The organism is Burkholderia sp. YHN3-13, from assembly GCF_055810675.1.
In genome coordinates this window covers 131788-157441 of the sequence record NZ_JBVVNQ010000017.1, presented here as the reverse complement: position 1 = coordinate 157441, position 25654 = coordinate 131788, and the positions used below count along the sequence as shown (strand labels likewise).

The window sequence follows — 25654 nt, the reverse complement described above, 5'->3', positions numbered from 1 at the left end:
AGCCCGCGTCGATCCATGCTCTAATGTCCGCCTGTCGCGGCGCCCCCGGCGCCGTTTTCGCGCATGCAACCGAGGAGTTGACGATGATCGACGTCTATAGCTGGGCGACCCCGAACGGCCACAAGGTGCACATCATGCTCGAGGAAACGGGCCTCGCATACCGTGCACATCCGGTCGATATCGGCGCAGGCGACCAGTTCAAGCCCGACTTCCTGAAGATCAGCCCGAACAACAAGATCCCGGCCATCGTCGATCCGGACGGTCCCGGCGGCAAACCGATCTCGCTGTTCGAATCGGGCGCGATCCTGATCTATCTCGCGGAGAAGACCGGCAAGTTCCTGCCGACCGATCCGGCCGCGCGCTATGCAACGCTCGAGTGGCTGATGTTCCAGATGGGCGGCGTCGGCCCGATGCTCGGGCAGGCGCACCACTTCCGCCTGTACGCGCCGGAGAAGATCGAATACGCGGTCAACCGCTACACGAACGAAGCGAAACGCCTGTACAACGTGATGGACAAACGCCTCGGCGAATCCGAATATCTCGCGGGCGACGCGTACACGATCGCAGACATTGCGACGTTCCCGTGGACGCGTTCGTGGCAAAACCAGGGCATCGTGCTCGACGAGTTGCCGAACGTGAAGCGCTGGTACGACGCGATCGCCGCGCGACCCGCCGTGCAGCGCGGCGTCGAGGTGCTCGCGTCGATGCGCAAGGCACTGCAGGACGACAAGGCTCGCGAAGTGCTGTTCGGCGCGACGCAGTACGCGAAGCACTGACACGCAGGGACGGACGGGGCGGCAAGCGTGCCTGCCGCCCCGCGCGTCAGAAGTAGTGCAGCGTGATGAACTCCGCCGCGCACACCAGCAGCGGCGCATCGGGACGCTCGACCTGGATCGACACCGACCACGTCACCTGCACCCCGCCCTGCGCGGCGCCGGCGGTTTCCTTCACCGCGAACAGCGCACGCACGCGTGCACCGACCGGCACCGGCTTCAGGAATCGCACGCGATTCAGCCCGTAGTTCACGCCCATCTTCTGCTCGAAGCACATCGCATCGGTCATCAACGCGGGAATCAGCGACAGCGTCAGGAACCCGTGCGCGATCGGTCCGCCGAACGGCGACTCGCGTCGGGCGCGCTCGGGATCGACGTGAATCCATTGATGATCGCCGGTCGCGTCGGCGAAACCGTCGACGCGATGTTGGTCGATCGCGATCCAGCCGCTCGCGAGCGGCTCCGCGCCGACCCGTGCCTGCAACGCCTCGGCCGACGCGATCAGCGGCAAGGTCACGTCCGTCATGCGCTCGCCCCTCCCGGATGGCGCAGCCCGAAAAGCACCTTCGTATGCACGCTGATCACCGTCTCGCCGGCTTCGTTCACGCCGACCCACTCCGTCGACACGATGCCGCGGTCGGGCTTGCTCTCCGACACGCGCTTGTCGTGAACCTTCTGGTACATCGTGATCGTGTCGCCGGCCCGCACCGGCTTGAGCCAGCGGATCGAGTCGATGCCCGGCGAGCCCATGCTGGTCGAATCCGGCCCGAGCTTCCGGACGAGCAGGCTCATGAACACCGAGCACGTATGCCAGCCGCTCGCGACGAGGCCGCCGAAATGCGATGCCTTCCCGGCCGCCTCGTCGAGATGGAACGGTTGCGGATCGTAGCGCTGCGCGAACGCCTTGATGTCGTCGGGCTCGAACGTGTAGCGGCCCACTTCGGTCGTGCTGCCGACCACCAGGTCTTCGTAACTGATACCCACTTGCAAGTCTCCTTGTCTGGCGCGCTCGCGCGTCGCCGTCATGCCGCGTCGGCCTGCGCGAAATCGGGCAGCGCCGCGATCCGGGCAAGATGATGGTCGGTGTCGCCGAGCGTCGTCTCGATGATCGTCAGCCGCTTGAACAAATGCGCGGCGGCGACCTCGTTGGTCACGCCCATGCCACCATGCAACTGAATGGCCTGCTGGCCGACGAAACGCGCGGCCGCGCCGACACGTGCCTTCGCGGCGGACACGGCCTTGCGCCGCGCATCGGCGTCGCCGCTCACGTAGCGCACCGCCGCCAGATAGGTCAGCGAGCGCGCCTGCTCCGCATGGATCAGCATGTCGACCATCCGGTGCTGCAGTGCCTGAAAACGCGCGATCGGCACGCCGAACTGCTCGCGCGTCTTCGTGTATTCGACCGTCGCGCGATTCAGCTCGTCGAGTGCGCCGACCGCTTCCGCGCACAGCAGGAACGTCGCGTAATCGGCAACCTGCTCGAGCGCCGCCGCGTCGCGCGCACCGCCCGTCAGCAGCCGGGCCGGCGTTGCGTTGAATTCGATCGTCGCGGCACGCTGACCGTCGATCGTCCGGTAGTCGGTCACCTTCGCGTTCGCCGCGTCGCGTTCGACGACGAACAGGCCGATGCCGCCGCCATCGACACGCGCGGGCACGATCCACGCATGCCCCTGTGCGCCGTGCTGAACGACCGACTTGATGCCGGTCAGCCGGTACGTGCCGCCGTGCTCGCGCGCATGCGTGTCGAGCTCGTACAGATCGTAGCGCGCCTGCGGCTCATGGAACGCAACCGCCAGCCGTTTCTGTCCCTGCGCCACCGCCTCCAGCAACGCGGCATCGTCGCCCGCGCCGGAGCCGGCGATGCGCAGTGCCTCGACGCCGACCGCCGTGGCCCAGTACGGCTCGATCACGAGCGCGCGGCCGAGCTCCTGCATCACGACCAGCATGTCGACCGGACCGCCGCCGAAGCCGCCCTGGGCGTCGGGCACCGGCAATGCGGTCAACCCCAGTTCGGTGAATGCGCGCCATTGCGCGTCCGAGACACCCGTGTCGCCGCGCACGATCGCCTGACGCGCGTCGAAGCCGTATTGCTCGCCGAGATACCGGCGCAGCGCATCGGCGAACTGCTGCTGCTCATCGGTAAAGCTGAAATCCATGGTTGTCTCCGTTCCCTGATCACAGCCCCAGAATCATCTGCGCGATGATGTTCTTCTGGATCTCGTTCGAGCCACCGTAGATCGACGTCTTCCGGTAATTGAAGTAGTACGCGGCAAGCGGCGCCGCATCGTCGTCGCCCGCGATGCTGTGCTCGCGCTCGCCGTCGAGGAACGGCACGTCGAACGGCGCGGCGAGCGGGCCGATCGCATCGACCATCAGTTCGGTGAGCGCCTGCTGCACCTCGGTGCCCTTGATCTTCAGCATCGATGCCTCGGGGCCGGGCCCCTTGCCGCTCGTCTCGCGGCTGACGACACGCAGCACCGTCACCTCGAGCGCCATCAGCTCGACTTCGAGCGCCGCGACCTTCGCGGCAAATACCGGATCGGCGAGCAACGGCTTGCCGTTCTTGCGCTGGTTCGACGCCACGCGCTTCAGGAACGCGAGCTCGCGTTTCGACGCGCCGACGCGTGCGATGCCGGTGCGCTCGTGGCCGAGCAGGTATTTCGCGTAGGTCCAGCCGCGGTTCTCGTCGCCGACGAGGTTCTCGACCGGCACCTTCACGTCCTCGAAGAACACTTCGTTGACCTCGTGGTCCTCGTCGAGCATGACGATCGGGCGCACGGTGATGCCGGGCGTCTTCATGTCGATCAGCAGGAACGAGATGCCCTCCTGCTTCTTCGCGGCCGGATCGGTCCGGACGAGGCAGAACATCATGTCGGCGTGCTGGCCGAGCGTCGTCCAGGTCTTCTGGCCGTTGACGACGTAGTGGTCGCCATGGCGCTCGGCGCGCGTGCGCAGCGATGCGAGATCGGATCCCGAACCGGGCTCCGAGTAACCCTGGCACCACCAGTCGGAACCGTCGAGTATGCGCGGCAGATAGTGGCGTTTCTGCGCCTCGCTGCCGTACTTCATCAGCACCGGTGCGACCATCGACACGCCGAACGGCAGCACGGTCGGCGCGCCGATCCGCGCGCACTCCTCATCCCAGATGTGTCGCTGCGTCGCGTTCCAGCCCGGGCCGCCGTATTCGACGGGCCACGCGGGCGCGGACCAGCCGCGCTGGCCGAGAATCCGGTGCCAGCTCGCGAAATCCTCGCGGTCGAGTCGTTTGTGATCGAGTACTTTGGCGCGCAGCGCGTGAGGCAGGTTGGCCTCGAGCCAGGCGCGGACGTCAACGCGGAACGCGTCGTCGGCGGGGGAATAATCCAGATCCATGCGCAGTGTCTCCTGTCGGCCGGAGTGCGCGCTTCAGCGGTTGCTCCGGTCTCATGCAGACGCTCGCCGCGGCCGTCCGCCCCGGCAAGGATCCGCTGCATGCGTCATTGCAGCGGTTCTTTCAGCGCGGCAGGAATCGGCAGCGGCATCACGTCGATGCCTTCTTCGGCCAAGGATTGCGCATCTTCCGGCGTCGTGACGCCACGAATGCTGCGTGCGGGCGCCTCGTTGTAATGGATGCGCCGCGCTTCCTCGGCGAAGCGCTCGCCCACATTCTCGGTTTTCTCCAGCACCTCGCGCAGCGCACGCATCACCTGCGCCTGCAGCGCACGCGGGTCGGCCGGCCGGGCCTGCGTCGCGCCCGACAAGTTCAGGCGCGGCGCCGACGGCAGACGGTTGACCTCGGTCGTTCCGCACACCGGACATTCGACCAGCTTGCGGGACAACTGCGCTTCGAATTCATCGGTGGAAGCAAACCAGCCTTCGAACCGATGACCGTGCGGGCACTGTAAATCGAGGACCTTCATGCTGAATCAGGGCGTGTGACGAGTGTAGCGCAAATTGCGGTTTTGTGAACGATCGTGCTAAATCCCGATCGCGCGGGACGAATGCACCGCGTCACCGGATTGTAACGCGGCGCCCCGCCCGCCGTTGGCGCGACGCTCAGGGCGTCAGGACCGGCCCGAGCGGCCAGGCGCCGGACAGCACCTTGTCGAGCCACATCATGCCGATGATCGTCTTCACGTCGGTGATCTGGCCCGTGCGCACCCACTCCTGCAGGTCGGCCTGCGTCGCGGTGAAGGTCTCGAGGAATTCGCCTTCGTCGAGCTTGCGCTCGCCGGCCGTCAGCCCGCGCGCAAGGTACAGGTCGATGAATTCGGTCGAATAGGAAATGATCGGGTGAATGCGGGCCAGGAACACGTATTCACGCGCCGTGTAGCCCGTTTCCTCGCGCAGTTCGCGCACCGCGCACGCGAGCGCGCCTTCGTCCGGATCGAGCTTGCCGGCCGGGAATTCGGCCATCACCTTGCCGATCGGATAGCGATACTGGCTTTCCATCAGCACGCGGCCGTCGTCGAACAGCGGAATCACCATCACCGCGCCCGGATGCTGGACGTATTCGCGCGTGGCCTTCTTGCCGTCCGGCAGACGGACGGTGTCGCGCTTGAGCTTGAGGAACGCGCCTTCGAAAATCGCCTCGCTCTCGAGGCAGGTTTCGGTCAGTGCGGCGTCGTGATTGGGTAGTTCGGCCATCGGCGGCTCCTGGATGAGCACGACGGACGGCCGGGGGCCGTCAGCGTCGTTTGACGAGATACTGGAACGTGAAGCCGGGGAACGCGAACACGACGAACAGACTGAACGTGATCGCGTAAAACTGCCAGCCCTGTTCAAAGCGGTTGCCGGCACGCGATTCGAGCCAGAAGCCGAGCGCGCCGACGATGAAATACAGCACGATCAGCTCGCCGATCCGCACCCACGCGCTCTTCTTCGCCGCGCCGAACGGCACGACGGCGAAGAGGCGTTGGTTCAGGAACGGGAGGTTGGCGCATACGAGCGCCAACAGCACGATAAACCAGCCGGCTGCCGACATTACAGCGGCAGCGTGTGACGAATTGCCTGCAGGCAGGCCGTCAGCAGCGGGCTCGGAATCAGGCCGAGCACGACGACCGCCAGGCCGTTCAGCACGAGGATCGTGCGCTTGCAGAAATCACCCGTGATCGGCGTCGAATCCTGCGGTGCATCGAAATACATCAGCTTCACGATGCGCAGGTAGTAGAACGCGCCGAACAGCGACGTGATCACGGCCAGCACGGCCAGCCACGTGAGGCCCGCGTTGACGGTCGCCTCGAGCACGGCCAGCTTCGCATAGAAGCCGACGGTCGGCGGGATGCCGGCCAGCGAGAACATCATGACCATCATCACGAACGCGAACACCGGGCTGCGCTTGTTGAGGCCCTTGAAGTCGTCGATCGTTTCCGCTTCGAAATCGCGGCGTGCGAGCAGCATCACCACGCCGAACGAGCCAAGCGTCGTGATCAGGTAGACGATCGCGTAGAACATCGCCGAGCTGTAGGCGTTCGCCGGTGCCGCCGCGTCGCCCTTCACGATGCCCGCGAGCAGGCCGAGCAGCACGAAGCCCATGTTCGAGATCGCCGAGTAGGCGAGCATCCGCTTGATGTTGCGCTGGACGATACCGGTGATGTTGCCGACGATCAGCGACAGCGCGGCGAGGATCACGAGCGCGGTCTGCCAGTTCTGAGCGAGCGGCAGCAGGCCCATCACCAGGAAACGCAGGCCCCACGCGAACGCGGCAACCTTCGGGCCGCCGCCGACGAACAGCGTCATCGCGGTCGGTGCGCCCTGGTAGACGTCCGGCACCCACATGTGGAACGGCACGGCACCCAGCTTGAACGCGATACCGGCGACGATGAAGACCACGCCGAACATCAGCACGGCTGCGTCGGTGTTGCCGCCGACGGCCTTGTACACCTCGCCCAGCTCGAGCGAGCCGGTCGCGCCGTAGAGCATCGAGATGCCGTACAGCACGAAGCCCGACGCGAGCGCGCCCAGCACGTAGTACTTCATCGCGGCTTCGCTCGACTGCGCGGCGTCGCGGCGCAGCGCGATCACGGCATACAGCGACAGCGACATCAGTTCGAGACCGAGGTACAGCGTCAGGAAGTTGTTGCCCGACACCATGACCAGCTGGCCGAGCAGCGAGAACATGCCGAGCAGGAACACGTCGCCGCGGAACATGTCGCGATCTTCGAGGTACTTGCGCGAATAGACCAGCGAGACCGCGAAACCGAACGACACGACGGCCTTCATCGTGCTCGCGAACGAGTCGACGACGACCATCTTCGAGAAGAAGTAGTACTGCTGCGGGTCGAGTGCCTGCACCGCGAACCACACGCCCGCGACGACCGACGAAACGACCGCGATCAGATAGGTCAGGCGGCGGCCGGAAGCACCGGTAAAGGTGTCGTTCAGCCATGCGACGACGATGGCGGCCATCACCAGCGCGTCAGGCAACAGGACATTCATAGGAGCATTCATGATCTTGGTTTCCTCCACTCGCGATTACTGGGCCAGCGGCAGCTTCGACTGCGCGACGTGGGAGAGGAGGTTTTCCACGGAAACGTGCATCACGTCCGTGAAAGGCTTCGGATAAAGACCCATCAGCAGCGTGAACGCGGCGAGCACGGCCAGCATCAGGAATTCGCGACGGCCGATGTCCTTCAGCTTGGCAACGTGATCGTTCGCCACCGCGCCGAAGTACACGCGCTTGTACATCCACAGCGTGTAGGCCGCACCGAGGATCAGCGTGAACGCCGCGCCGAAGGCGATCCAGAAGTTGTACTGGACGGCCGCGAGAATCACCATGAACTCGCCGACGAAACCCGACGTACCCGGCAGGCCGCAGTTGGCCATCGAGAACAGCATCGCGAATGCCGCGAACTTCGGCATCACGTTGACGACGCCGCCGTAATCGGCGATCTGGCGCGAGTGCACGCGGTCGTACAGCACGCCGATGCAGAGGAACATCGCGCCCGACACGAAGCCGTGCGAGATCATCTGGATGATCGCGCCTTCGACGCCGAGCTGGTTGAAGATGAAGAAGCCGAGCGTGACGAAGCCCATGTGCGCGATCGACGAATACGCGACCAGCTTCTTCATGTCGGCCTGCACCATCGCGACGAGGCCGATGTAGATCACCGCGATCAGCGACAGCGTGATCACGACCGGTGCCAGGAAGTGGCTCGCGTCAGGCGTGATCGGCAGCGAGAAGCGCAGGAAACCGTAGGCGCCGAGCTTCAGCATGATCGCGGCCAGCACGACCGAGCCGCCCGTCGGCGCTTCCACGTGCGCGTCCGGCAGCCACGTGTGCACCGGCCACATCGGCACCTTCACCGCGAAGGCGAGGAAGAAGGCGATGAACAACAGGATCTGCGGCGTCATCGCGATCTTCGCGTTCTGCCACGTCGCGAGGTCGAACGAGTGCGTTTCCGTGTACAGGTAGATCAGCGCGACCAGCATCAGCAGCGAGCCGGCCAGCGTGTACAGGAAGAACTTGAACGCCGCGTACACGCGGTTCGGGCCGCCCCACACGCCGATGATGATGTACATCGGGATCAGGGTCGCCTCGAAGAACACGTAGAACAGCAGGCCGTCGGCCGCCGAGAACACGCCGATCATGATCCCGGACAGGATCAGGAACGCCGCGAGGTACTGCGCGACGTTCTCGGTGATCACTTCCCACGCGGCGATCACGACGATCACCGTGATCAGCGCGGTCAGCACGACGAACCACATCGAGATGCCGTCGACGCCGAGGTGATACGCGATGTCGAAGCGTTCGATCCAGGTCGACTTCTCGACGAACTGCAGCGCGGCCGTGCTCGAGTCGAAGCCCGTGATCAGCGGGATCGTGACCGCGAGACCGAGCAGCGAGCCGATCAGCGCGATCCAGCGGGCCGTCCCCGGATTTTTGTCGTTACCTACCGCGAGTACCAGGAGGCCGAAAACGATCGGCAACCAGATCGCGGTACTGAGAATCGGAAAAGCGTGCATTGTTCTTGTCCCCTCGCCTTATTTGCCGCCGAGCGTTACAAACAGGGTCAGGAGCCCCAGCATGCCGATGATCATGGCGAACGCGTAGTGATAGATGTAACCGGATTGGAGGAAGCGGATCACGCCGGCGAACCAGCCGATGAACCGGGCGCTGCCGTTGACGAGGCCGTCGATCACCACGACGTCGCCTTCCTTCCACAGGCCGCGGCCGATCGCCACCGAACCACGGGCGAACACCACTTCGTTGATCTTGTCCAGGTAGTACTTGTTGTCCAGCAGCGTGTAGATCGGGCCGAACGCGCGGCGGATCGACGCCGGCAGTTCCGGACGCTTCAGGTACAGGAACCAGGCGACCACGACGCCGGCGAGCGCGAGCCAAACCGGCAGGCCCGACACCGAGTGCAGGCCCATGCCCACCCAGCCGTGGAACTCTTCGGCCATCTCGGCGAGCGCCGGGTGGTTTTCGCCGATGAAGATCACCTTGTCGAAGGCGACGCCGTGCTGGAAGAAATCGCCGAACAGCATCGGGCTGATCGCGATCGCACCGATGATCACCGACGGGATCGCCAGCAGGACCAGCGGCACCCACACGACCCACGGGGTCTCGTGCGGCTCGTGCGCGTGGTCGTCATGACCGTGGCCATGGCCGTGATCGTCGTGGCCGTGCGCGGCCGCCATGCCCATCGGCGACTCCGGATGCTTCGGCTTGCGGAAGCGCTCTTCGCCGTGGAACACCAGGAAGTACATGCGGAACGAGTACAGCGCCGTGACGAACACGCTCGCGACGACCGCGAAGTACGCGAAGCCCGAACCCGGCAGGTGCGACAGCTTCACCGCGTCGATGATCGAATCCTTCGAGTAGAAGCCCGAGAAGAACGGCGTGCCGATCAGCGCGAGCGAACCGACGAGCGACGTGATCCACGTGATCGGCATGTACTTGCGCAGGCCGCCCATGTTGCGCATGTCCTGGTCGTGGTGCATGCCCATGATGACCGAGCCGGCGCCGAGGAACAGCAGCGCCTTGAAGAACGCGTGCGTCATCAGGTGGAACACGGCGACCGGGTAGGCGGACACGCCGAGCGCGACGGTCATGTAGCCGAGCTGCGACAGCGTCGAGTACGCGACCACGCGCTTGATGTCGTTCTGGACGATGCCGAGGAAGCCCATGAAGAGCGCCGTGATCGCGCCGATCACCGTGATGAACGACAGCGCGGTATCCGACAGCTCGAACAGCGGCGACATGCGCGACACCATGAAGATACCGGCCGTCACCATCGTCGCCGCGTGAATCAGCGCCGAAATCGGCGTCGGGCCTTCCATCGAGTCCGGCAGCCACACGTGCAGCGGGAACTGTGCCGACTTGCCCATCGCGCCGATGAACAGGCAGATACAGGCCACGGTCAGCAGGCCCCAGTCGGTGCCCGGGAAGTGCAGGCTCGCGAGTTCCGCGCGCTTCGCGAACACTTCGCCGTAGTTCATCGAGCCGGCGAACGCGAGCAGCAGGCCGATGCCGAGCAGGAAGCCGAAGTCGCCCACGCGGTTCACGAGGAACGCCTTCATGTTCGCGTAGATCGCGCTCTCACGCGTGAAGTAGAAGCCGATCAGCAGGTACGACACCAGACCCACCGCTTCCCAGCCGAAGAACAGCTGCAGGAAGTTGTTGCTCATCACGAGCATCAGCATCGAGAACGTGAACAGCGAGATGTACGAGAAGAAGCGCTGGTAGCCGTCTTCTTCCGCCATGTAGCCGATCGTGTACACGTGCACCATCAGCGAGACGAAGGTCACGACGACCATCATCATCGCGGTCAGCGAATCGACGAGGAAGCCGACTTCGAGTTTCAGCGAGCCGACGTTCATCCATTCGTAGACGGTCGCGTTGAAGCTTGCGCCGCCCATCACGTCGAGGAAGACTTTCGCCGACAGGAGGAACGCGATCATCACGCCGAGGATCGTGATCCGGTGTGCGCCCTTGCGCCCGACTGCGTTCCCGAACAGCCCCGCAATCAGCGAGCCGGCCAGCGGAGCGAGCGGAATCGCCAGCAGCAGGTTTTCATTGAGTGTCGTTGACATAACAGCGTTGCCTGAAATTAACCTTTGAGCTGATCGAGATCCTCGACATTGATCGTGTCGAGCTTACGGAACAGGGTCACCAGAATCGCAAGACCGATCGCGGCTTCCGCTGCCGCGACGGTCAGCACGAAGAACACGAAGATCTGGCCGTGCACGTCGCCGAGGTAATGCGAGAACGCGACGAAGTTGGTATTCACCGCCAGCAGCATCAGTTCGATCGACATCAGGATGATGATGACGTTGCGGCGGTTCAGGAAGATCCCGACGATCGCGATCGCAAACAGGATCGCGCCGAGCACAAGGTAGTGAGCAAGAGTCAGCATGATTTTCTTTTCCTCCGCTTAGCCGTTGGTGCCCGAACCGGCTTCGCTCTGCGCCGTTTCCGGCTGCGGCTTGTCCGCTTCCATCTTCACGAGGCGCACGCGGTCGTTGCGGCGCACCTTGACCTGATCCGACACGCGCTGGCGCTTGCTGTCCTTGCCCTTGCGCTCGGTCAGCCCGATCGCGGCGATGATCGCGACCAGCAGCACGAGACCGGCGATTTCGAACGCGAAGATGTAGTCGGTGTAGATGACCTTGCCGATCAGGCGCGTGTTCGACCAGTTGGCCATCTCGCCCGTCGCCATCGCATGCACGGTGTGCGTGTCGCCGTAACCGCGCCACAGGATCAGCGCGGTCTCGATCACGATGATCGCGCCGACCACGGTCGCCATCGGCACGAAGCGCTTGAAGTCGCGGCGCAGGTAGTCGATGTTGATATCCAGCATCATCACGACGAACAGGAACAGCACCATCACGGCGCCCACGTAGACCAGCACCAGCAGGATCGCGAGGAACTCCGCTTCCAGCAGCATCCAGATCGCGGCGGCGTTGAAGAACGCCAGCACAAGGAAAAGCGCAGACGCCACCGGGTTGCGCGAAGTGATCACCTTCAGCCCTGATACCACCAGGAGCAGCGCGAAGATGTAGAACAGTACGGTCGTGAATTCCATGATTACCGGTTCATCGTTAGGCCATAGTCAGGCGCGGCTTGCGGGACGCTCTCGCGTGCCGCACCCGTCGCGGCGGCTCGGCCCTGGCTGCGGGCCGGCACTGCAAACACAATCAACGATACGGCGCGTCGGCAGCCTTCGCCGCGGCGATGTCCTTCTCGTAGCGATCGCCCACCGCGAGCAGCATTTCCTTCGTGAAATACAGGTCGCCGCGCTTTTCGCCGTGGTACTCGAGAATCTGCGTCTCGACGATCGAATCGACCGGGCAGCTCTCTTCGCAGAAACCGCAGAAGATGCACTTCGTCAGGTCGATGTCGTAGCGCGTCGTGCGGCGCGTGTTGTCCGCGCGCGTTTCCGATTCGATCGTGATCGCCATCGCGGGGCACACGGCCTCGCACAGCTTGCACGCGATGCAGCGCTCTTCGCCGTTTTCGTAGCGGCGCAGTGCATGCAGCCCGCGGAAACGCGGCGAGATCGGGGTCTTCTCTTCCGGGAACTGCACGGTGAACTTGCGCTTGAACGTGTAACGACCGGTCAGCGCGAGCCCCTTCAGCAGCTCGGTCAGGAAGAAGGTCTTAAAGAAGTGTTGGATAGCCGTCATGATTTCGTCCTTACTTCACCCAGATGTTCAGCGGCGACATCATCCAGCAGCCGACCACGACCACCCAGATCACCGTGACGGGCAGGAACACCTTCCAGCCCAGACGCATGATCTGGTCGTAACGGTAGCGCGGGAACGTCGCGCGGACCCAGATGAACACCGACAGCAGTGCGAATACCTTCAGCACCAGCCAGAAGATGCCCGGGATGAACGACAGGAATTCGAACGGCGCATCCCAGCCGCCGAGGAACAGCGTCGCAGCCAGCGCCGAGATCACGATCATGTTGATGTACTCGGCGAGGAAGAACAGCGCGAACGCCATACCCGAGTAGTCGATCATGTGACCCGCGACGATTTCCGACTCCCCTTCCACCACGTCGAACGGGTGGCGGTTCGTTTCGGCGATGCCCGAGATGAAGTACACGACGAACGCCGGCAGCAGCGGCAGCCAGTTCCACGACAGGAAGTTCACGCCGTGGCCGGCGAAGAAGCCGTGCTGTTGCGAACCGACGATCTCCGACAGGTTCAGGCTGCCGGCCGTCATCAGCACGAGCACCAGCGCGAAGCCCATCGAGATTTCGTACGACACCATCTGTGCCGCGGCGCGCATCGCGCCGAGGAACGCGTACTTCGAGTTCGATGCCCAGCCCGCGAGAATCACCGCGTACACGCCGATCGACGAGATCGCCATCGCGTACAGCAGGCCCGCGTTCACGTTCGCGAGGACCGCTTCGGCCTGGAACGGGATCACGGCCCACACGGCGAATGCCGGCACGACGGTCATCACCGGCGCGATCAGGTACAGCCAGCGGCTGGCGGCGCTCGGCTGAATGACTTCCTTCAGCAGCAGCTTCAGCACGTCGGCGATCGGCTGCAGCAGGCCGCCGGGGCCGACGCGGTTCGGGCCGAGACGCACGTGCATCCAGCCGATCAGCTTGCGTTCCCACAGAATCAGGTACGCGACGCACAGCAGGATGACGACGGAGACGACGAGGATGCGCACGACTGCCCACACCGTCGGCCACGCGAAGCCGAGAAGCTCGGCCCCGCCCGCGTTGATCGTATCGAACAAGCTCATTTACGCCTTCTCCACCACCAGTTCACCGGACAGGCTGCCGAGCGCTGCGCCGGCAGGCGTCGCCGCCGACACGCGAACGACCGTCTCCGCAAGATTCGCGTCGCGCACGGCCGGCAACTGCACCGCACGCTCGCCCTGGCGCACGCGCACGGCGTCGCCTTCCTTCAAGCCCAGCTTGTCGAACAGCGCGGCCGGCAGGGCTGCGGCATTCGCCGCCTTCGCGGCAGCCGTCAGGTGCAGCGCACCCGCGCGGCGCACGAGCGCGTCGGCGTGATAGATCGGCACATCGGCCAGGCGCTCGAAACCGCCGTTCGCGGCATTCGCCGCGGCACGCACCGGCGCGACCGACGTCTGGTTCGACAGACGGCCCGCGACGCCGGCGTCGCCGAGCGCGGCGAGACGCACTTCTTCCGCGGTCTCGTATTCGAAGTTCGGCAGGCCGAGCAGGCTGCCGAGCACGCGCAGCACCTTCCAGCCCGGACGCGTGTCGCCGAGCGGGCGCACGACGCCGTTGAAGCTCTGCACGGTGCCTTCCGCGTTCACGTACGTGCCGGCCGTTTCGGTGAACGGCGCAACCGGCAGCAGCACGTCGGCGTAGTCGAGACCGTGCTTGAACGGCGACATCACGACGACCATTTCCGCCTGGTTCAGCGCGGCCAGCGCCTGGGCCGGATCGGCCGTGTCGAATTCCGGCTCGACGTTCAGCAGCACGTAGCCCTTGCGCGGCTGCGCGAACGCTTCGCGTGCGTTCAGGCCGCCTTCGCCCGGCAATGCGCCGACGACGTGCGCGCCGACCGTGTTCGCCGCTTCCGTCAGGAAGCCGAACGTGGCGCCGGTGTTGTCGGCGATCCACTTGGCGACGGCATGCAGCTTCGCGAATTCGGGGTGGCGGACCGCGACGTTGCCGAGCAGCACCGCGCGGCGTTCGCCGTTCGACAGCGACTGCGCGACAGCCTGCGCGGCCGGCGACGCGGTGACGCCTGCCAGCGCGTCGGGCAGCGCGACGCCGCGCAGTTGCGCGACGGCCGCGGCGATGCCGGCCAGCTCGTCGAGCCACGCGGACGGTGCGGCCACGATGCGTTGCGCGGTCGGGATCAGTGCGTCGTCAGCGGTCGCGTGCAGGAAATGCAGCTTCGCGCCGTTCTTCGCGGCCTGACGCAGGCGCGACGCGAACAGCGGGTGGTCGCGGCGCAGGAACGAACCGACGACGAACGCGGCGTCCACGTTCGACAGGTCGGCGATCGGCATGCCGAGCCACGGCGCGCCCTGGACCGGCGCCGAGAAATCCTGCTGACGCAGACGGAAGTCGACGTTCGGCGTCTTCAGTTCGTTGGCGAGCTGCTTCACGAGGAACAGCTCTTCAGCGGTGCTGTGCGCGCTCGCGAGCATCGCCAGCGCGTTCGCGCCGTGATCCGCGGCGATGCCCTTCAGGCCCTTCGCGACGTATTCGAGCGCGGTCTGCCAGTCGGTTTCGATCCACTGGCCGCCCTGCTTCAGCATCGGCTTCGTCAGGCGCTCTTCGCTGTTGAGGCCTTCATACGAGAAGCGGTCCTTGTCCGAGATCCAGCATTCGTTGATCGCTTCGTTCTCGAACGGCAGCACGCGCATCACGCGGTTGTTCTTCACCTGCACGACGAGGTTCGCGCCGACGGAATCGTGCGGGCTCACCGACTTGCGGCGCGACAGCTCCCACGTACGGGCGCTGTAGCGGAACGGCTTGCTGGTCAGCGCACCGACCGGGCACAGGTCGATCATGTTGCCCGACATTTCGGAATCGACCGTCTTGCCGACGAACGTCGTGATTTCCGAGTGCTCGCCGCGGCCCAGCATGCCGAACTCCATCACGCCGGCGATTTCCTGGCCGAAGCGGACGCAGCGCGTGCAGTGGATGCAGCGCGACATTTCTTCCATCGAGATCAGCGGGCCCACGTTCTTGTGGAACACCACGCGCTTTTCTTCCGAGTAGCGCGACGACGACTTGCCGTAGCCGACCGCCAGATCCTGCAGCTGGCATTCGCCGCCCTGATCGCAGATCGGGCAATCGAGCGGGTGATTGATGAGGAGGAATTCCATCACCGACTGCTGCGCCTTCACGGCCTTGTCGGACTGCGTGTGGACGATCATGCCGGCCGACACGGGGGTCGCGCAGGCAGGCACGGCCTTCGGCATCTTCTCGACTTCGACGAGACACATCCGGCAGTTGGCCGCAACCGACAGTTTCTTGTGATAGCAGAAGTGAGGAATGTACGTATCCGCCTTGTGCGCAGCCTGGATCACCATGCTGCCTTCGGGCACCTCGACCTTCTTGCCGTCTATTTCAAGTTCAACCATGATGGTGAATGGTCCTTAACCTATTTCCGCCCGTTCGCGCCTTGGCCCGACCGTGCGCTCAAATTCCGCAACCGGGTTCGCTTCAGGCCGCCGCCGCGTGCGCGTGGCCGCCGACCATGCAGTGCTTGTGCTCGACGTGGTACGCGAATTCGTCCCAGTAGTGCTTGAGCATCCCGCGTACCGGCATCGCCGCCGCATCGCCGAGCGCACAGATCGTGCGGCCCATGATGTTCTCGGCCACCGAGTTCAGCAGGTCCAGATCTTCCTGGCGGCCTTCGCCGTGCTCGATACGGTTCACGACGCGATACAGCCAGCCGGTGCCTTCACGGCACGGCGTGCACTGGCCGCACGATTCCTCGTAGTAGAAGTACGACAGGCGCAGCAGCGAGCGCACCATGCAGCGCGTCTCGTCCATCACGATCACCGCGCCGGAACCGAGCATCGAGCCCGCCTTCGCGATCGAATCGTAGTCGAGATCCGTCTGCATCATGATGTCGCCCGGGATCACCGGCGCCGACGAGCCGCCCGGAATCACGGCCTTGATCTTCTTGCCGCCGCGCATCCCGCCGGCGAGCTCCATCAGCGTCGCGAACGGCGTGCCGAGCGGCACTTCGTAGTTGCCCGGACGCTCGACGTCGCCCGACACCGAGAAGATCTTCGTGCCGCCGTTGTTCGGCTTGCCGATCTCGAGGTAGTTCTGCGGCCCGATGGACAGCAGGAACGGCACCGCGGCGAACGTCTCGGTGTTGTTGATCGTGGTCGGCTTGCCGTACACGCCGAAGCTCGCCGGGAACGGCGGCTTGAAGCGAGGCTGGCCCTTCTTGCCTTCGAGCGATTCGAGCAGCGCCGTTTCCTCGCCGCAGATGTACGCGCCGTAACCGTGGTGCGCGTGCAGCTGGAACGAGAATTCCGAGCCCATGATGTTGTCGCCGAGGAACCCGGCCGCGCGCGCTTCGTCGAGCGCGGCTTCGAAGCGTCGATACACTTCGAAGATTTCGCCGTGGATGTAGTTGTAGCCGACGGTGATGCCCATCGCGTACGCGCCGATGGCCATGCCTTCGATCAGCGCGTGCGGGTTCCAGCGCAGGATGTCGCGATCCTTGAACGTGCCCGGCTCGCCTTCGTCCGAGTTGCAGACGAGGTACTTCTGCCCCGGGAACTGGCGCGGCATGAAGCTCCACTTCAGGCCGGTCGGGAAGCCCGCACCGCCGCGGCCGCGCAGGCCCGACGCCTTCACGTCGGCGATCACCTGCTCGGGCGGAATCTTTTCTTCGAGAATGCGGCGCAGCTGCTTGTAGCCGCCGCGCGCGACGTAATCTTCGAGATGCCAGTTCTCGCCGTTCAGACCAGCGAGGATCAGCGGTTTGATGTGACGGTCGTGGAGGGACGTCATTTCGAGAGCTCCTCAAGCAGCTGGTCGATCTTCTCGCGGCTCATGAAGCTGCACATTCTGTGATTGTTCACCAGTAGCACCGGCGCATCGCCGCACGAGCCCATGCATTCGCCTTCCTTCAGCGTGAACTTGCCGTCGGGCGTCGTCTCGCCGAAGCCGATGCCGAGCTTCTGTTTCAGGTAGTCGGCAGTCGCTTCCGCGCCGCCGTGCGGGCCGAGCTGGCACGGCAGGTTCGTACAGAGCGTGATCTTGTGCTTGCCGACCGGGTTGAGCTCGTACATCGTGTAGAACGTCGCGACTTCCTGCACGGCAACGGCCGGCATGCCGAGATAGTCCGCGACGAACTGCATCAGTTCGGGCGACAGCCAGCCGTGCTCTTCCTGAGCAACGGCCAACGCCGACATCACGGCGGACTGTTTCTGATCGGCGGGATACTTCGTCAACGCTCGATCGATTTCCTTCAGGCCTTCAGCTGAGATCATTTTCAGACACGACTCTTTCAATTCCTACCGAACGAACAACCTGCCGCACACTGGGGTGCATGGACGGCAGACCTGGCGCTCACTCTGTTGACAGCTTGCGAAGCCGCGCCGGTTCAGCGCGCATCGCGTGTGACTTACTGCTTCGCCGCCCGCTCGCGCGGGCGGCGCAACCATTAGCGATCGATCTCGCCGAACACGATGTCCTGCGTACCGATGATCGTGACGGCGTCGGCGATCATGTGACCGCGCGCCATTTCGTCAAGCGACGCCAGGTGCGCGAAACCCGGCGCGCGAATCTTGAGGCGATACGGCTTGTTGGCGCCGTCCGACACGAGGTAGATGCCGAATTCACCCTTCGGATGCTCGACCGCCGCGTACGCTTCGCCTTCCGGCACATGGAAACCCTCGGTGAAGAGCTTGAAGTGGTGAATCAAGTCTTCCATGTTGGTCTTCATGCCGACGCGCGACGGCGGGGCAACCTTGTGATTGTCCGTCATCACCGGGCCCGGATTCTTGCGGAGCCACTCAATACACTGTTTCGCGATGCGGATCGACTGGCGCATTTCCTCGACGCGCACCAGATAGCGGTCGTAGCAATCGCCGTTCACACCGACCGGCACGTCGAAATCCATGCGATCGTACACTTCGTACGGCTGCTTCTTGCGCAGATCCCAGGCGATACCCGAGCCGCGCAACATCGGGCCCGTCAGGCCCATCTGCAGCGCACGTTCCGGGCTGACCACGCCGATCCCGACCAGACGCTGCTTCCAGATCCGGTTGTCGGTGAGCAGCGTTTCGTATTCGTCGACGCACTTCGGGAAGCGCGTGAAGAAGTCGTCGATGAAGTCGAGCACCGAGCCGCTGCGCGCTTCGTTCATCTTCGCGAGCGCCTTCTCGTTGCGAATCTTCGACGCCTTGTATTGCGGCATCACGTCAGGCAGGTCGCGGTAGACGCCGCCCGGACGGTAGTACGCCGCGTGCATCCGGGCGCCGGACACCGCTTCGTACACGTCCATCAGGTCTTCGCGTTCGCGGAAGGCGTACAGGAACACGGCCATCGCGCCGACGTCGAGCGCATGCGCGCCGATCCACATCAGGTGGTTCAGCACGCGCGTGATCTCGTCGAACAGCACGCGGATGTACTGCGCGCGCTCCGGCACTTCAATGCCGAGCAGCTTCTCGATCGCGAGCACGTAGCCGTGCTCGTTGACCATCATCGACACGTAGTCGAGACGGTCCATGTACGGCACGGACTGGATGAAGGTCTTGGATTCCGCGAGCTTTTCCGTCGCGCGGTGCAGCAGGCCGATGTGCGGATCGGCACGCTGGATGACTTCGCCGTCGAGCTCGAGCACGAGGCGCAGCACGCCGTGCGCTGCCGGGTGCTGCGGGCCGAAGTTGAGCGTGTAGTTCTTGATTTCTGCCATGACGCCCCCTTAATGTTTCAGACCGCCATAGCGATCCTCGCGGATCACGCGCGGCGTGATTTCGCGCGGCTCGATCGTCACCGGCTGGTACACGACCCGCTTCTCTTCCGGGTCGTAACGCATTTCGACATAGCCCGACACCGGGAAGTCCTTGCGGAACGGGTGGCCGATGAAGCCGTAGTCGGTGAGGATGCGGCGCAGGTCGGGGTGGCCTTCGAACACGATGCCGTACAGGTCGAACGCTTCGCGCTCGTACCAGTTCGCGGAGGTCCAGGTGTCGACCAGCGATGCCACGATCGGCAGGTCGTCGTCCGGCGCGAATACGCGCAGGCGCAGGCGCCAGTTGTTCGTGACCGACAGCAGATGCGACACGGCCGCGAAGCGCGGGCCGTCGTAGGCACCGTCGCCGAAGGTCTGGTAATCGACACCGCAGAGGTCGAGCAACTGCTCGAATCGGAGCTTCGGATCGTCGCGCAGCGTCTTTGCGACTTCGAGGTAATCGCTCGCCTTCACGACGAGCGTCAGTTCACCGATCGCTTCGGTGAGGCTCACCACGCGCGCGCCGAGCGCGGCTTCGAGGTTTGCCTTGAGGGTCTCGATTTTGCTTGCCATATTGAGGGGACGCTCGGGGCTTTATTGACGGGCAATGGTGTTGGTGCGACGGATCTTCGCCTGAAGCTGGATCACGCCGTAGACCAACGCCTCGGCCGTGGGCGGACAGCCCGGCACGTAGACGTCGACCGGCACGATCCGGTCGCAGCCGCGAACCACCGAATACGAGTAGTGGTAATAACCACCGCCGTTCGCGCACGACCCCATCGAGATCACCCAGCGCGGCTCGGCCATCTGGTCGTACACGCGACGCAGCGCGGGCGCCATCTTGTTGCAGAGCGTGCCGGCGACGATCATCACGTCCGACTGACGCGGACTCGGACGGAACACGACGCCGAACCGGTCCAGGTCATAACGGGCCGCGCCCGCATGCATCATCTCGACGGCGCAACACGCGAGCCCGAACGTCATCGGCCACAGCGAGCCGGTACGCGTCCAGTTGATCAGCTTGTCAGCCGTCGTGGTGACAAACCCTTCCTTCAAGACCCCTTCGATACTCATTTGCTTTCCACTCCAGACGAGCGACCGAGCGTGGCCGCCCATGCAAACCGGCGATTAACCCATCACTCCCAGTCGAGCCCGCCTTTCTTCCAGATATAGGCAAAGCCCAGCAGGAATTCGAGCAGAAAAATCATCATTGCGATGAAACCCGGCCAGCCGATGTCCCGGAGCGCGACGCCCCACGGGAACAGGAATGCGGTTTCGAGATCGAAGATGATGAACAGGATGGCGACGAGGTAATACCGGACGTCGAATTTCATCCGGGCGTCTTCAAAGGCTTCGAAGCCGCACTCGTATGGTGCGTTCTTCTCGACGTCCGGCTTGTTGGGACCCAGGAGCTTGCCGATGCTGACCAGCGCTATACCTAAACCAGTGCCCACGAGAAGGAACAACAAGACGGGGTAATAGGCTGCGAGGTTCAAGGCAATCCTCTATCGGTTGGTTCTGAGCGTCCGGAGAATACCACTTCCGGCGGAAGGAATCATTTCGGAGTGCAGGCGATCGCAAGACAACCGCAAGCACACCCCAGAAATGAAAAATGCCAGCCACTAGAAGCGGCTGGCATTGAGTAACTTTGGTGCCGACGGCGAGACTCGAACTCGCACAGCTTTCGCCACTACCCCCTCAAGATAGCGTGTCTACCAATTTCACCACGTCGGCACTGCATGCAACTCGGGTTGTGCTGCTTGTTTCCCGCGAATCGCTTCAAGAATTAAATTCTAACCCGAGTTCCAGATTTGTTCAACGCACAACCGCAAAAAAATTAACTTTTTATTTCGGGACATCCTGGCCCGGCGCGCTTGCCGCCGAGCCCGCGACGGCCGCGGATGCCGCGACGGCCGGCGTCGATGCTGCAGGTGCCGGCGCGGTCGCTGCCGAGCCGAGCACGCCGGCCGACGGCGTCGATTTGTACGAACCGAGATACGTCAGCGCGAGCGTCGCGACGAAGAAAATCGTCGCGAGGATGCCCGTCGTGCGCGACAGGAAGTTCGCCGAGCCCGTCGCACCGAACAGGCTGCCCGACGCACCGCTGCCGAACGCGGCGCCCATGTCGGCACCCTTGCCGTGCTGCAGCAGCACGAGACCAATCACACCGAGTGCAGACAGTACCTGCACCACAATAATCAGCGTCTTGAATAACAGCATCACACCCACCCGATTGGATCGGGCGACCGGACCGTCCGGCCGCCGTCATGGTTCAATTCGATCTCGGACCGCTTATCGCGCGACCCGGCAGATCGCCAGGAAATCTTCCGCCTTCAGCGACGCGCCGCCGATCAGGCCGCCGTCGATGTCCGGCTGCGCGAACAGCTCTTCCGCGTTGTCCGGCTTCACGCTGCCGCCGTACAGCACGGAGACGTCCTCCGCCCCCTTCGCCGCGAGACGCGCGCGCAGGAACGCGTGCACGTCCTGCGCCTGCGCCGACGTCGCGCTCCTGCCCGTGCCGATCGCCCAGACCGGTTCGTACGCGACGACGATGCGTGCGGCCTCGTCAGCCGTCAGCACGGCCAGCACCGCGTCGAGCTGCGCACCGACGACCTGCTCGGTCGCGCCCGATTCGCGCTCGTCGAGCGTCTCGCCGACGCACACGACCGGCGTGAGCCCGGCTGCGAGCGCGCGCTGCGTCTTCGCCGCGACCGTCTCGTTGCTTTCGCCGTGATACGCGCGACGCTCCGAGTGACCGACGATCGCATAACGCGCGCCGAACTCGGCGACCATCGCGGCCGCCACTTCGCCGGTGAACGCGCCCTGTTCGTGCGCGGACACGTCCTGCGCGCCGAAGACGACACGACCGTCACCCAGCTGCGCCTGAACCTGCGCGAGATACGGGAACGGCACGCACACGCCGACCGACGTATCGGCCGCCACCGCGCCCGCGCCCTGCACCACTTCGTTCAGCAACGCCTGGTTGCCGGCCAGCCGGCCGTGCATCTTCCAGTTGCCGATCACCCGCTTCGTTCTCTGTTTCGACATCGTGTCTGTCTCGTCACCGGTATGTCATTGACGCGCCGGAAACCGGCCGTCAGGTTTGATCTGGCGAAGCAAACCCGCAATTTTACTGCGCACGGCTTGAACCGGTCAAACCGCGCATGTCAAGTCCGGCCACGCGGGCCGTCAGGCATTCGTACCCCAATCGAGCACGATCTTGCCGGTGTGCTCGCTGCTTTCCATCAGCGCATGCGCCTGCGCGGCGTCCGCGGCCGGCAACACGCGGTAGATCACCGGCTTGATGCGCCCGTCGGCGATCAGCGGCCACACGCGCGCCTTCAGTTGCGCGGCGATGCGCGCCTTGAACTCGACCGGACGCGGGCGCAGCGTCGAACCCGTGACGGTCAACCGGCGGCGCAGGATCTCGCTCAGGTTGACGTCGGCCTTCGCGCCGCCGAGCAGCGCGATCAGCACGAGACGGCCGCCGTCCGCGAGCGCGGACAGCTCGCGCGGCACGTACGAGCCCGCCACCATGTCGAGGATCACGTCGACGCCACGATCGTGCGTCAGCGACTTCACGACCTCGACGAAATCCTCGGTCTTGTAGTTGATCGCGCGTTCGGCGCCGAGCGCCTCGCACGCGCGGCACTTGTCGGCGGTGCCAGCCGTCGCGAACACGCGAAAGCCGAGCGCGTGCGCGATCTGGATCGCCGTCACGCCGATGCCGCTCGAGCCGCCCTGCACGAGCAGCGTCTCCTGCTCGCCGCCCTCGCCCGCGCCGAGCCGCGCACGGTCGAACACGTTGCTCCACACGGTGAAGAACGTCTCGGGCAGCGACGCGGCCTCGATATCGGTGAGCCCGTCAGGCACCGGCAGGCACTGCGGCAGCGGCGCGACCGCGTATTCGGCATAACCACCGCCCGCGAGCAACGCGCACACGCGATCGCCCAGCTTCAGGCCGAACGGGTTCAGCGCGGCATCGGACAGGTCGCCGCCGACGATCTCGCCCGCCACCTCGAGGCCCGGCAGATCCGACGCCCCCGGCGGCGGCGCATAGCCGCCCTTGCGCTGGAACACGTCGGGCCGGTTCACGCCGGAAGCCGCCACCTTGATCAGCACCTCGCCGCGCTTCGGTTCGGGGCGCGGGCGCTCCTCGAGCTTCAGCACGTCGGGGGCGCCGAATTCGGTGATTTCGATGGCTTTCATGGTGAAGGAGGCTCCAGGATCGGAATCGGATGGCCCGCCCGCGCACGCGGCACGGACGCCTTGCCGGCGCTGCTGCGCCGCACAACGATGCTACAGAAAAAACGGCCGGCACGCTTTCGCACTGCCGGCCGCTGGTCCGCCCGTCCGCTTACTGCTGCGGCGGCGTATCCGACTGCGCTGCCGCGGCGGCTTCGTTCAGCAGCGCCTTGGCCGACAGGCGCACACGGCCCTTCTCGTCCGTCTGAATGACCTTGACCTTGACCTGCTGACCTTCCTTCAGGTAGTCGTTGATGTCCTTCACACGCTCGTTGACGATTTCCGAGATGTGCAGCAGGCCGTCCTTGCCCGGCAGCAGGTTCACGATCGCGCCGAAATCGAGCAGCTTGAGCACCGTGCCTTCGTACACCTGGCCGACTTCGATCTCGGCCGTGATTTGCTCGATGCGCTTCTTCGCTTCGGCCATGCCTTCGCTGCTGGTGCTCGCGATCGTCACGACGCCGTCATCCGAGATGTCGATGGTCGTGCCCGTTTCTTCCGTCAGCGCACGGATCACCGAACCGCCCTTGCCGATCACGTCGCGGATCTTTTCCGGGTTGATCTTGATCGTGATCATGCGCGGCGCGAATTCCGACAGCTGCGTGTTCGCACCCGAGACCGCCGAGGTCATCTTGCCGAGGATGTGCATGCGGCCTTCCTTCGCCTGCGCGAGCGCGACCTGCATGATTTCCTTCGTGATGCCCTGGATCTTGATGTCCATCTGCAGCGCCGTCACGCCTTGTTCCGTGCCGGCCACCTTGAAGTCCATGTCGCCGAGGTGATCTTCGTCGCCGAGGATGTCGGTCAGCACCGCGAACTTGTTGCCTTCGAGGATCAGGCCCATCGCGATACCCGCGACGTGCGCCTTCATCGGCACGCCGGCGTCCATCAGCGCGAGGCAGCCGCCGCACACCGACGCCATCGACGACGAACCGTTCGACTCGGTGATTTCCGACACGACGCGGATCGAGTAGCCGAATTCGTCGGCGCTCGGCAGGCACTTGACCAGCGCGCGCTTCGCGAGGCGGCCGTGGCCGATTTCGCGGCGCTTCGGCGAGCCGACGCGGCCCGTTTCGCCGGTGGCGAACGGGGGCATGTTGTAGTGGAGCATGAAGCGCTCGCGGTATTCGCCTTCGAGCGCGTCGATGATCTGCTCGTCACCCTTCGTGCCGAGCGTCGCGACGACCAGCGCCTGCGTCTCGCCGCGGGTGAACAGCGCGGAGCCGTGGGTGCGCGGCAGCACGCCGGTGCGGATTTCGATCGGGCGCACGGTGCGCGTGTCGCGGCCGTCGATACGCGGCTCGCCGTTCAGGATCTGCGAACGGACGATCTTTGCCTCGATGTCGAACAGCACGTTGCCGACGGTGGCCTTGTCGGCCGCAGCCGTACCGGCCGCCAGCGCTTCTTCCTCGAGCTTCGCCGAGGTGGCCGAGTAGACTTCCTTCAGCTTCGCCGAACGCGCTTGCTTGTCGCGGAGCTGGTAGGCGGCGAGCAGGTCGTTCTGCGCCAGTTCGGTCACGCGGGCGATCAGCGCCTCGTTCTTCGGCGCCGGCTGCCAGTCCCACTCGGGCTTGCCGCCTTCGCGCACCAGTTCGTGGATCGCGTCGATCGCGACCTGCATCTGCTCGTGACCGAACACGACCGCGCCCAGCATCACTTCTTCCGACAGCTGGTCGGCTTCCGATTCGACCATCAGCACGGCGCGCTCGGTACCCGCGACGACGAGGTCGAGGCTCGATGCCTTGATCTGGTCACGCGTCGGGTTCAGCACGTACGCATTGTCGATGTACGCCACGCGTGCGGCACCGACCGGGCCGTTGAACGGCAGGCCCGACACGGCGAGCGCGGCCGATGCGCCGATCAGCGCGGGGATGTCCGCCGGGATTTCCGGGTTCACGGACAGCACGTGGATCACGACCTGGACTTCGTTGTAGAAGCCTTCCGGGAACAGCGGGCGCAGCGGGCGGTCGATCAGGCGCGACGTCAGCGTCTCATGCTCCGACGGACGGCCTTCGCGGCGGAAGAAGCCGCCCGGGATCTTGCCGGCCGAGTAGGTCTTCTCGAGGTAATCGACGGTCAGCGGGAAGAAATCCTGACCCGGCTTCGCCGACTTCGCGCCGACGACGGTTGCCAGCACGACGGTGTCTTCGACGTCGACGATCACCGCACCGCTCGCCTGGCGAGCGACTTCACCGGTTTCGAGGCGCACCTTGTGCTGGCCCCACTGGAATTCCTTCACGACCTTGTTGAACATGGACATGGTTGCTCCTTTGTAT

26 protein-coding genes and 1 tRNA gene are annotated in these 25654 nt (G+C 64.6%); 1 reads left to right on the top strand and 26 read right to left on the bottom strand.

Annotated features, from left to right (window positions below; genetic code table 11):
- Positions 1 to 83 precede the first annotated feature (83 nt).
- Positions 84 to 776: a glutathione binding-like protein gene (locus AC0KUR_RS29770; protein WP_034190816.1), complete on the top strand. Its 693-nt coding sequence runs from the start codon at positions 84 to 86 to the stop codon at positions 774 to 776.
- A 46-nt stretch (positions 777 to 822) separates the two neighbouring features.
- Here the strand turns inward: AC0KUR_RS29770 and AC0KUR_RS29765 are convergent, their stop codons facing one another.
- The 26 genes from AC0KUR_RS29765 to pnp form a co-directional block, all read right to left on the bottom strand.
- Complete coding sequence (locus tag AC0KUR_RS29765) at positions 823 to 1299, bottom strand: MaoC family dehydratase (RefSeq protein ID WP_049028277.1); 477 nt, start codon at positions 1297 to 1299, stop codon at positions 823 to 825.
- Positions 1296 to 1757 carry a MaoC family dehydratase gene (locus AC0KUR_RS29760; protein ID WP_034190838.1) on the bottom strand — a complete coding sequence of 154 codons (462 nt, stop codon included), beginning with the start codon at positions 1755 to 1757 and terminating at the stop codon, positions 1296 to 1298. The genes AC0KUR_RS29765 and AC0KUR_RS29760 overlap by 4 nt, the downstream gene beginning before the upstream one ends.
- 38 nt (positions 1758 to 1795) lie before the next feature.
- Positions 1796 to 2929 carry an acyl-CoA dehydrogenase family protein gene (locus tag AC0KUR_RS29755; protein ID WP_473376769.1) on the bottom strand — a complete coding sequence of 378 codons (1134 nt, stop codon included), beginning with the start codon at positions 2927 to 2929 and terminating at the stop codon, positions 1796 to 1798.
- A 19-nt stretch (positions 2930 to 2948) separates the two neighbouring features.
- Entirely contained in the window at positions 2949 to 4145 is a 1197-nt protein-coding gene (locus AC0KUR_RS29750) for an acyl-CoA dehydrogenase family protein (protein WP_059558095.1), read from the bottom strand.
- 104 nt (positions 4146 to 4249) lie between these two features.
- A complete protein-coding gene (locus AC0KUR_RS29745) occupies positions 4250 to 4672 on the bottom strand; it encodes a DUF1178 family protein (RefSeq protein ID WP_473376768.1) in 423 nt (140 codons plus the stop codon).
- A gap of 136 nt (positions 4673 to 4808) precedes the next feature.
- The gene (locus AC0KUR_RS29740) at positions 4809 to 5399 is read right to left on the bottom strand and encodes an NUDIX domain-containing protein (RefSeq protein WP_034190811.1); all 591 of its coding nucleotides are present in this window, start codon (positions 5397 to 5399) and stop codon (positions 4809 to 4811) included.
- A gap of 40 nt (positions 5400 to 5439) precedes the next feature.
- A complete protein-coding gene (locus tag AC0KUR_RS29735; protein WP_034190810.1) occupies positions 5440 to 5736 on the bottom strand; it encodes a DUF2818 family protein in 297 nt (98 codons plus the stop codon).
- A complete protein-coding gene (gene nuoN / locus AC0KUR_RS29730) occupies positions 5736 to 7190 on the bottom strand; it encodes an NADH-quinone oxidoreductase subunit NuoN (RefSeq protein ID WP_175028768.1) in 1455 nt (484 codons plus the stop codon). The genes AC0KUR_RS29735 and nuoN overlap by 1 nt, the downstream gene beginning before the upstream one ends.
- Positions 7191 to 7226: 36 nt before the next feature.
- Positions 7227 to 8717 (bottom strand): NADH-quinone oxidoreductase subunit M, encoded by a 1491-nt coding sequence (locus AC0KUR_RS29725; RefSeq protein ID WP_021162817.1) that lies wholly within the window; start codon positions 8715 to 8717, stop codon positions 7227 to 7229.
- An 18-nt stretch (positions 8718 to 8735) separates the two neighbouring features.
- The gene (gene nuoL, locus AC0KUR_RS29720; RefSeq protein WP_034190808.1) at positions 8736 to 10790 is read right to left on the bottom strand and encodes an NADH-quinone oxidoreductase subunit L; all 2055 of its coding nucleotides are present in this window, start codon (positions 10788 to 10790) and stop codon (positions 8736 to 8738) included.
- A gap of 17 nt (positions 10791 to 10807) precedes the next feature.
- Positions 10808 to 11113, bottom strand: coding sequence for an NADH-quinone oxidoreductase subunit NuoK (gene nuoK, locus AC0KUR_RS29715; protein ID WP_006478272.1), 306 nt, complete (start codon positions 11111 to 11113; stop codon positions 10808 to 10810).
- An 18-nt stretch (positions 11114 to 11131) separates the two neighbouring features.
- Positions 11132 to 11782: an NADH-quinone oxidoreductase subunit J gene (locus tag AC0KUR_RS29710; RefSeq protein WP_011545812.1), complete on the bottom strand. Its 651-nt coding sequence runs from the start codon at positions 11780 to 11782 to the stop codon at positions 11132 to 11134.
- Between the two features lie 112 nt (positions 11783 to 11894).
- Positions 11895 to 12383, bottom strand: coding sequence for an NADH-quinone oxidoreductase subunit NuoI (gene nuoI, locus AC0KUR_RS29705; RefSeq protein WP_009691265.1), 489 nt, complete (start codon positions 12381 to 12383; stop codon positions 11895 to 11897).
- Between the two features lie 10 nt (positions 12384 to 12393).
- Complete coding sequence (nuoH, locus tag AC0KUR_RS29700) at positions 12394 to 13461, bottom strand: NADH-quinone oxidoreductase subunit NuoH (RefSeq protein WP_034190807.1); 1068 nt, start codon at positions 13459 to 13461, stop codon at positions 12394 to 12396.
- Positions 13462 to 15792, bottom strand: coding sequence for an NADH-quinone oxidoreductase subunit NuoG (gene nuoG / locus AC0KUR_RS29695; RefSeq protein ID WP_034190806.1), 2331 nt, complete (start codon positions 15790 to 15792; stop codon positions 13462 to 13464). It abuts the gene before it with no gap.
- Positions 15793 to 15874: 82 nt separating this feature from the next.
- Complete coding sequence (nuoF, locus tag AC0KUR_RS29690; protein ID WP_006478267.1) at positions 15875 to 17185, bottom strand: NADH-quinone oxidoreductase subunit NuoF; 1311 nt, start codon at positions 17183 to 17185, stop codon at positions 15875 to 15877.
- Positions 17182 to 17667, bottom strand: a complete 486-nt coding sequence (gene nuoE / locus AC0KUR_RS29685; RefSeq protein ID WP_006756903.1) for an NADH-quinone oxidoreductase subunit NuoE — start codon at positions 17665 to 17667, stop codon at positions 17182 to 17184. Before nuoE ends, nuoF begins: the two co-directional genes overlap by 4 nt.
- Positions 17668 to 17840: 173 nt before the next feature.
- Positions 17841 to 19094: an NADH-quinone oxidoreductase subunit D gene (locus tag AC0KUR_RS29680; RefSeq protein ID WP_034190805.1), complete on the bottom strand. Its 1254-nt coding sequence runs from the start codon at positions 19092 to 19094 to the stop codon at positions 17841 to 17843.
- A 9-nt stretch (positions 19095 to 19103) separates the two neighbouring features.
- Positions 19104 to 19706 carry an NADH-quinone oxidoreductase subunit C gene (locus tag AC0KUR_RS29675; protein ID WP_034190804.1) on the bottom strand — a complete coding sequence of 201 codons (603 nt, stop codon included), beginning with the start codon at positions 19704 to 19706 and terminating at the stop codon, positions 19104 to 19106.
- 21 nt (positions 19707 to 19727) lie between these two features.
- On the bottom strand, positions 19728 to 20207 hold the full coding sequence (locus AC0KUR_RS29670) for a NuoB/complex I 20 kDa subunit family protein (RefSeq protein ID WP_006398799.1): 480 nt from the start codon (positions 20205 to 20207) through the stop codon (positions 19728 to 19730).
- A gap of 62 nt (positions 20208 to 20269) precedes the next feature.
- Positions 20270 to 20629, bottom strand: a complete 360-nt coding sequence (locus AC0KUR_RS29665; protein WP_006398798.1) for an NADH-quinone oxidoreductase subunit A — start codon at positions 20627 to 20629, stop codon at positions 20270 to 20272.
- A gap of 153 nt (positions 20630 to 20782) precedes the next feature.
- A tRNA-Leu gene (locus AC0KUR_RS29660) sits at positions 20783 to 20867 on the bottom strand.
- A gap of 111 nt (positions 20868 to 20978) precedes the next feature.
- The gene (gene secG, locus AC0KUR_RS29655) at positions 20979 to 21353 is read right to left on the bottom strand and encodes a preprotein translocase subunit SecG (RefSeq protein ID WP_034190803.1); all 375 of its coding nucleotides are present in this window, start codon (positions 21351 to 21353) and stop codon (positions 20979 to 20981) included.
- Between the two features lie 72 nt (positions 21354 to 21425).
- A complete protein-coding gene (gene tpiA / locus AC0KUR_RS29650) occupies positions 21426 to 22181 on the bottom strand; it encodes a triose-phosphate isomerase (RefSeq protein WP_473376767.1) in 756 nt (251 codons plus the stop codon).
- Between the two features lie 141 nt (positions 22182 to 22322).
- Complete coding sequence (locus AC0KUR_RS29645) at positions 22323 to 23342, bottom strand: NAD(P)H-quinone oxidoreductase (RefSeq protein WP_473376766.1); 1020 nt, start codon at positions 23340 to 23342, stop codon at positions 22323 to 22325.
- A gap of 148 nt (positions 23343 to 23490) precedes the next feature.
- A complete protein-coding gene (gene pnp / locus AC0KUR_RS29640) occupies positions 23491 to 25638 on the bottom strand; it encodes a polyribonucleotide nucleotidyltransferase (protein ID WP_059558205.1) in 2148 nt (715 codons plus the stop codon).
- Between the last annotated feature and the right edge of the window lie 16 nt (positions 25639 to 25654).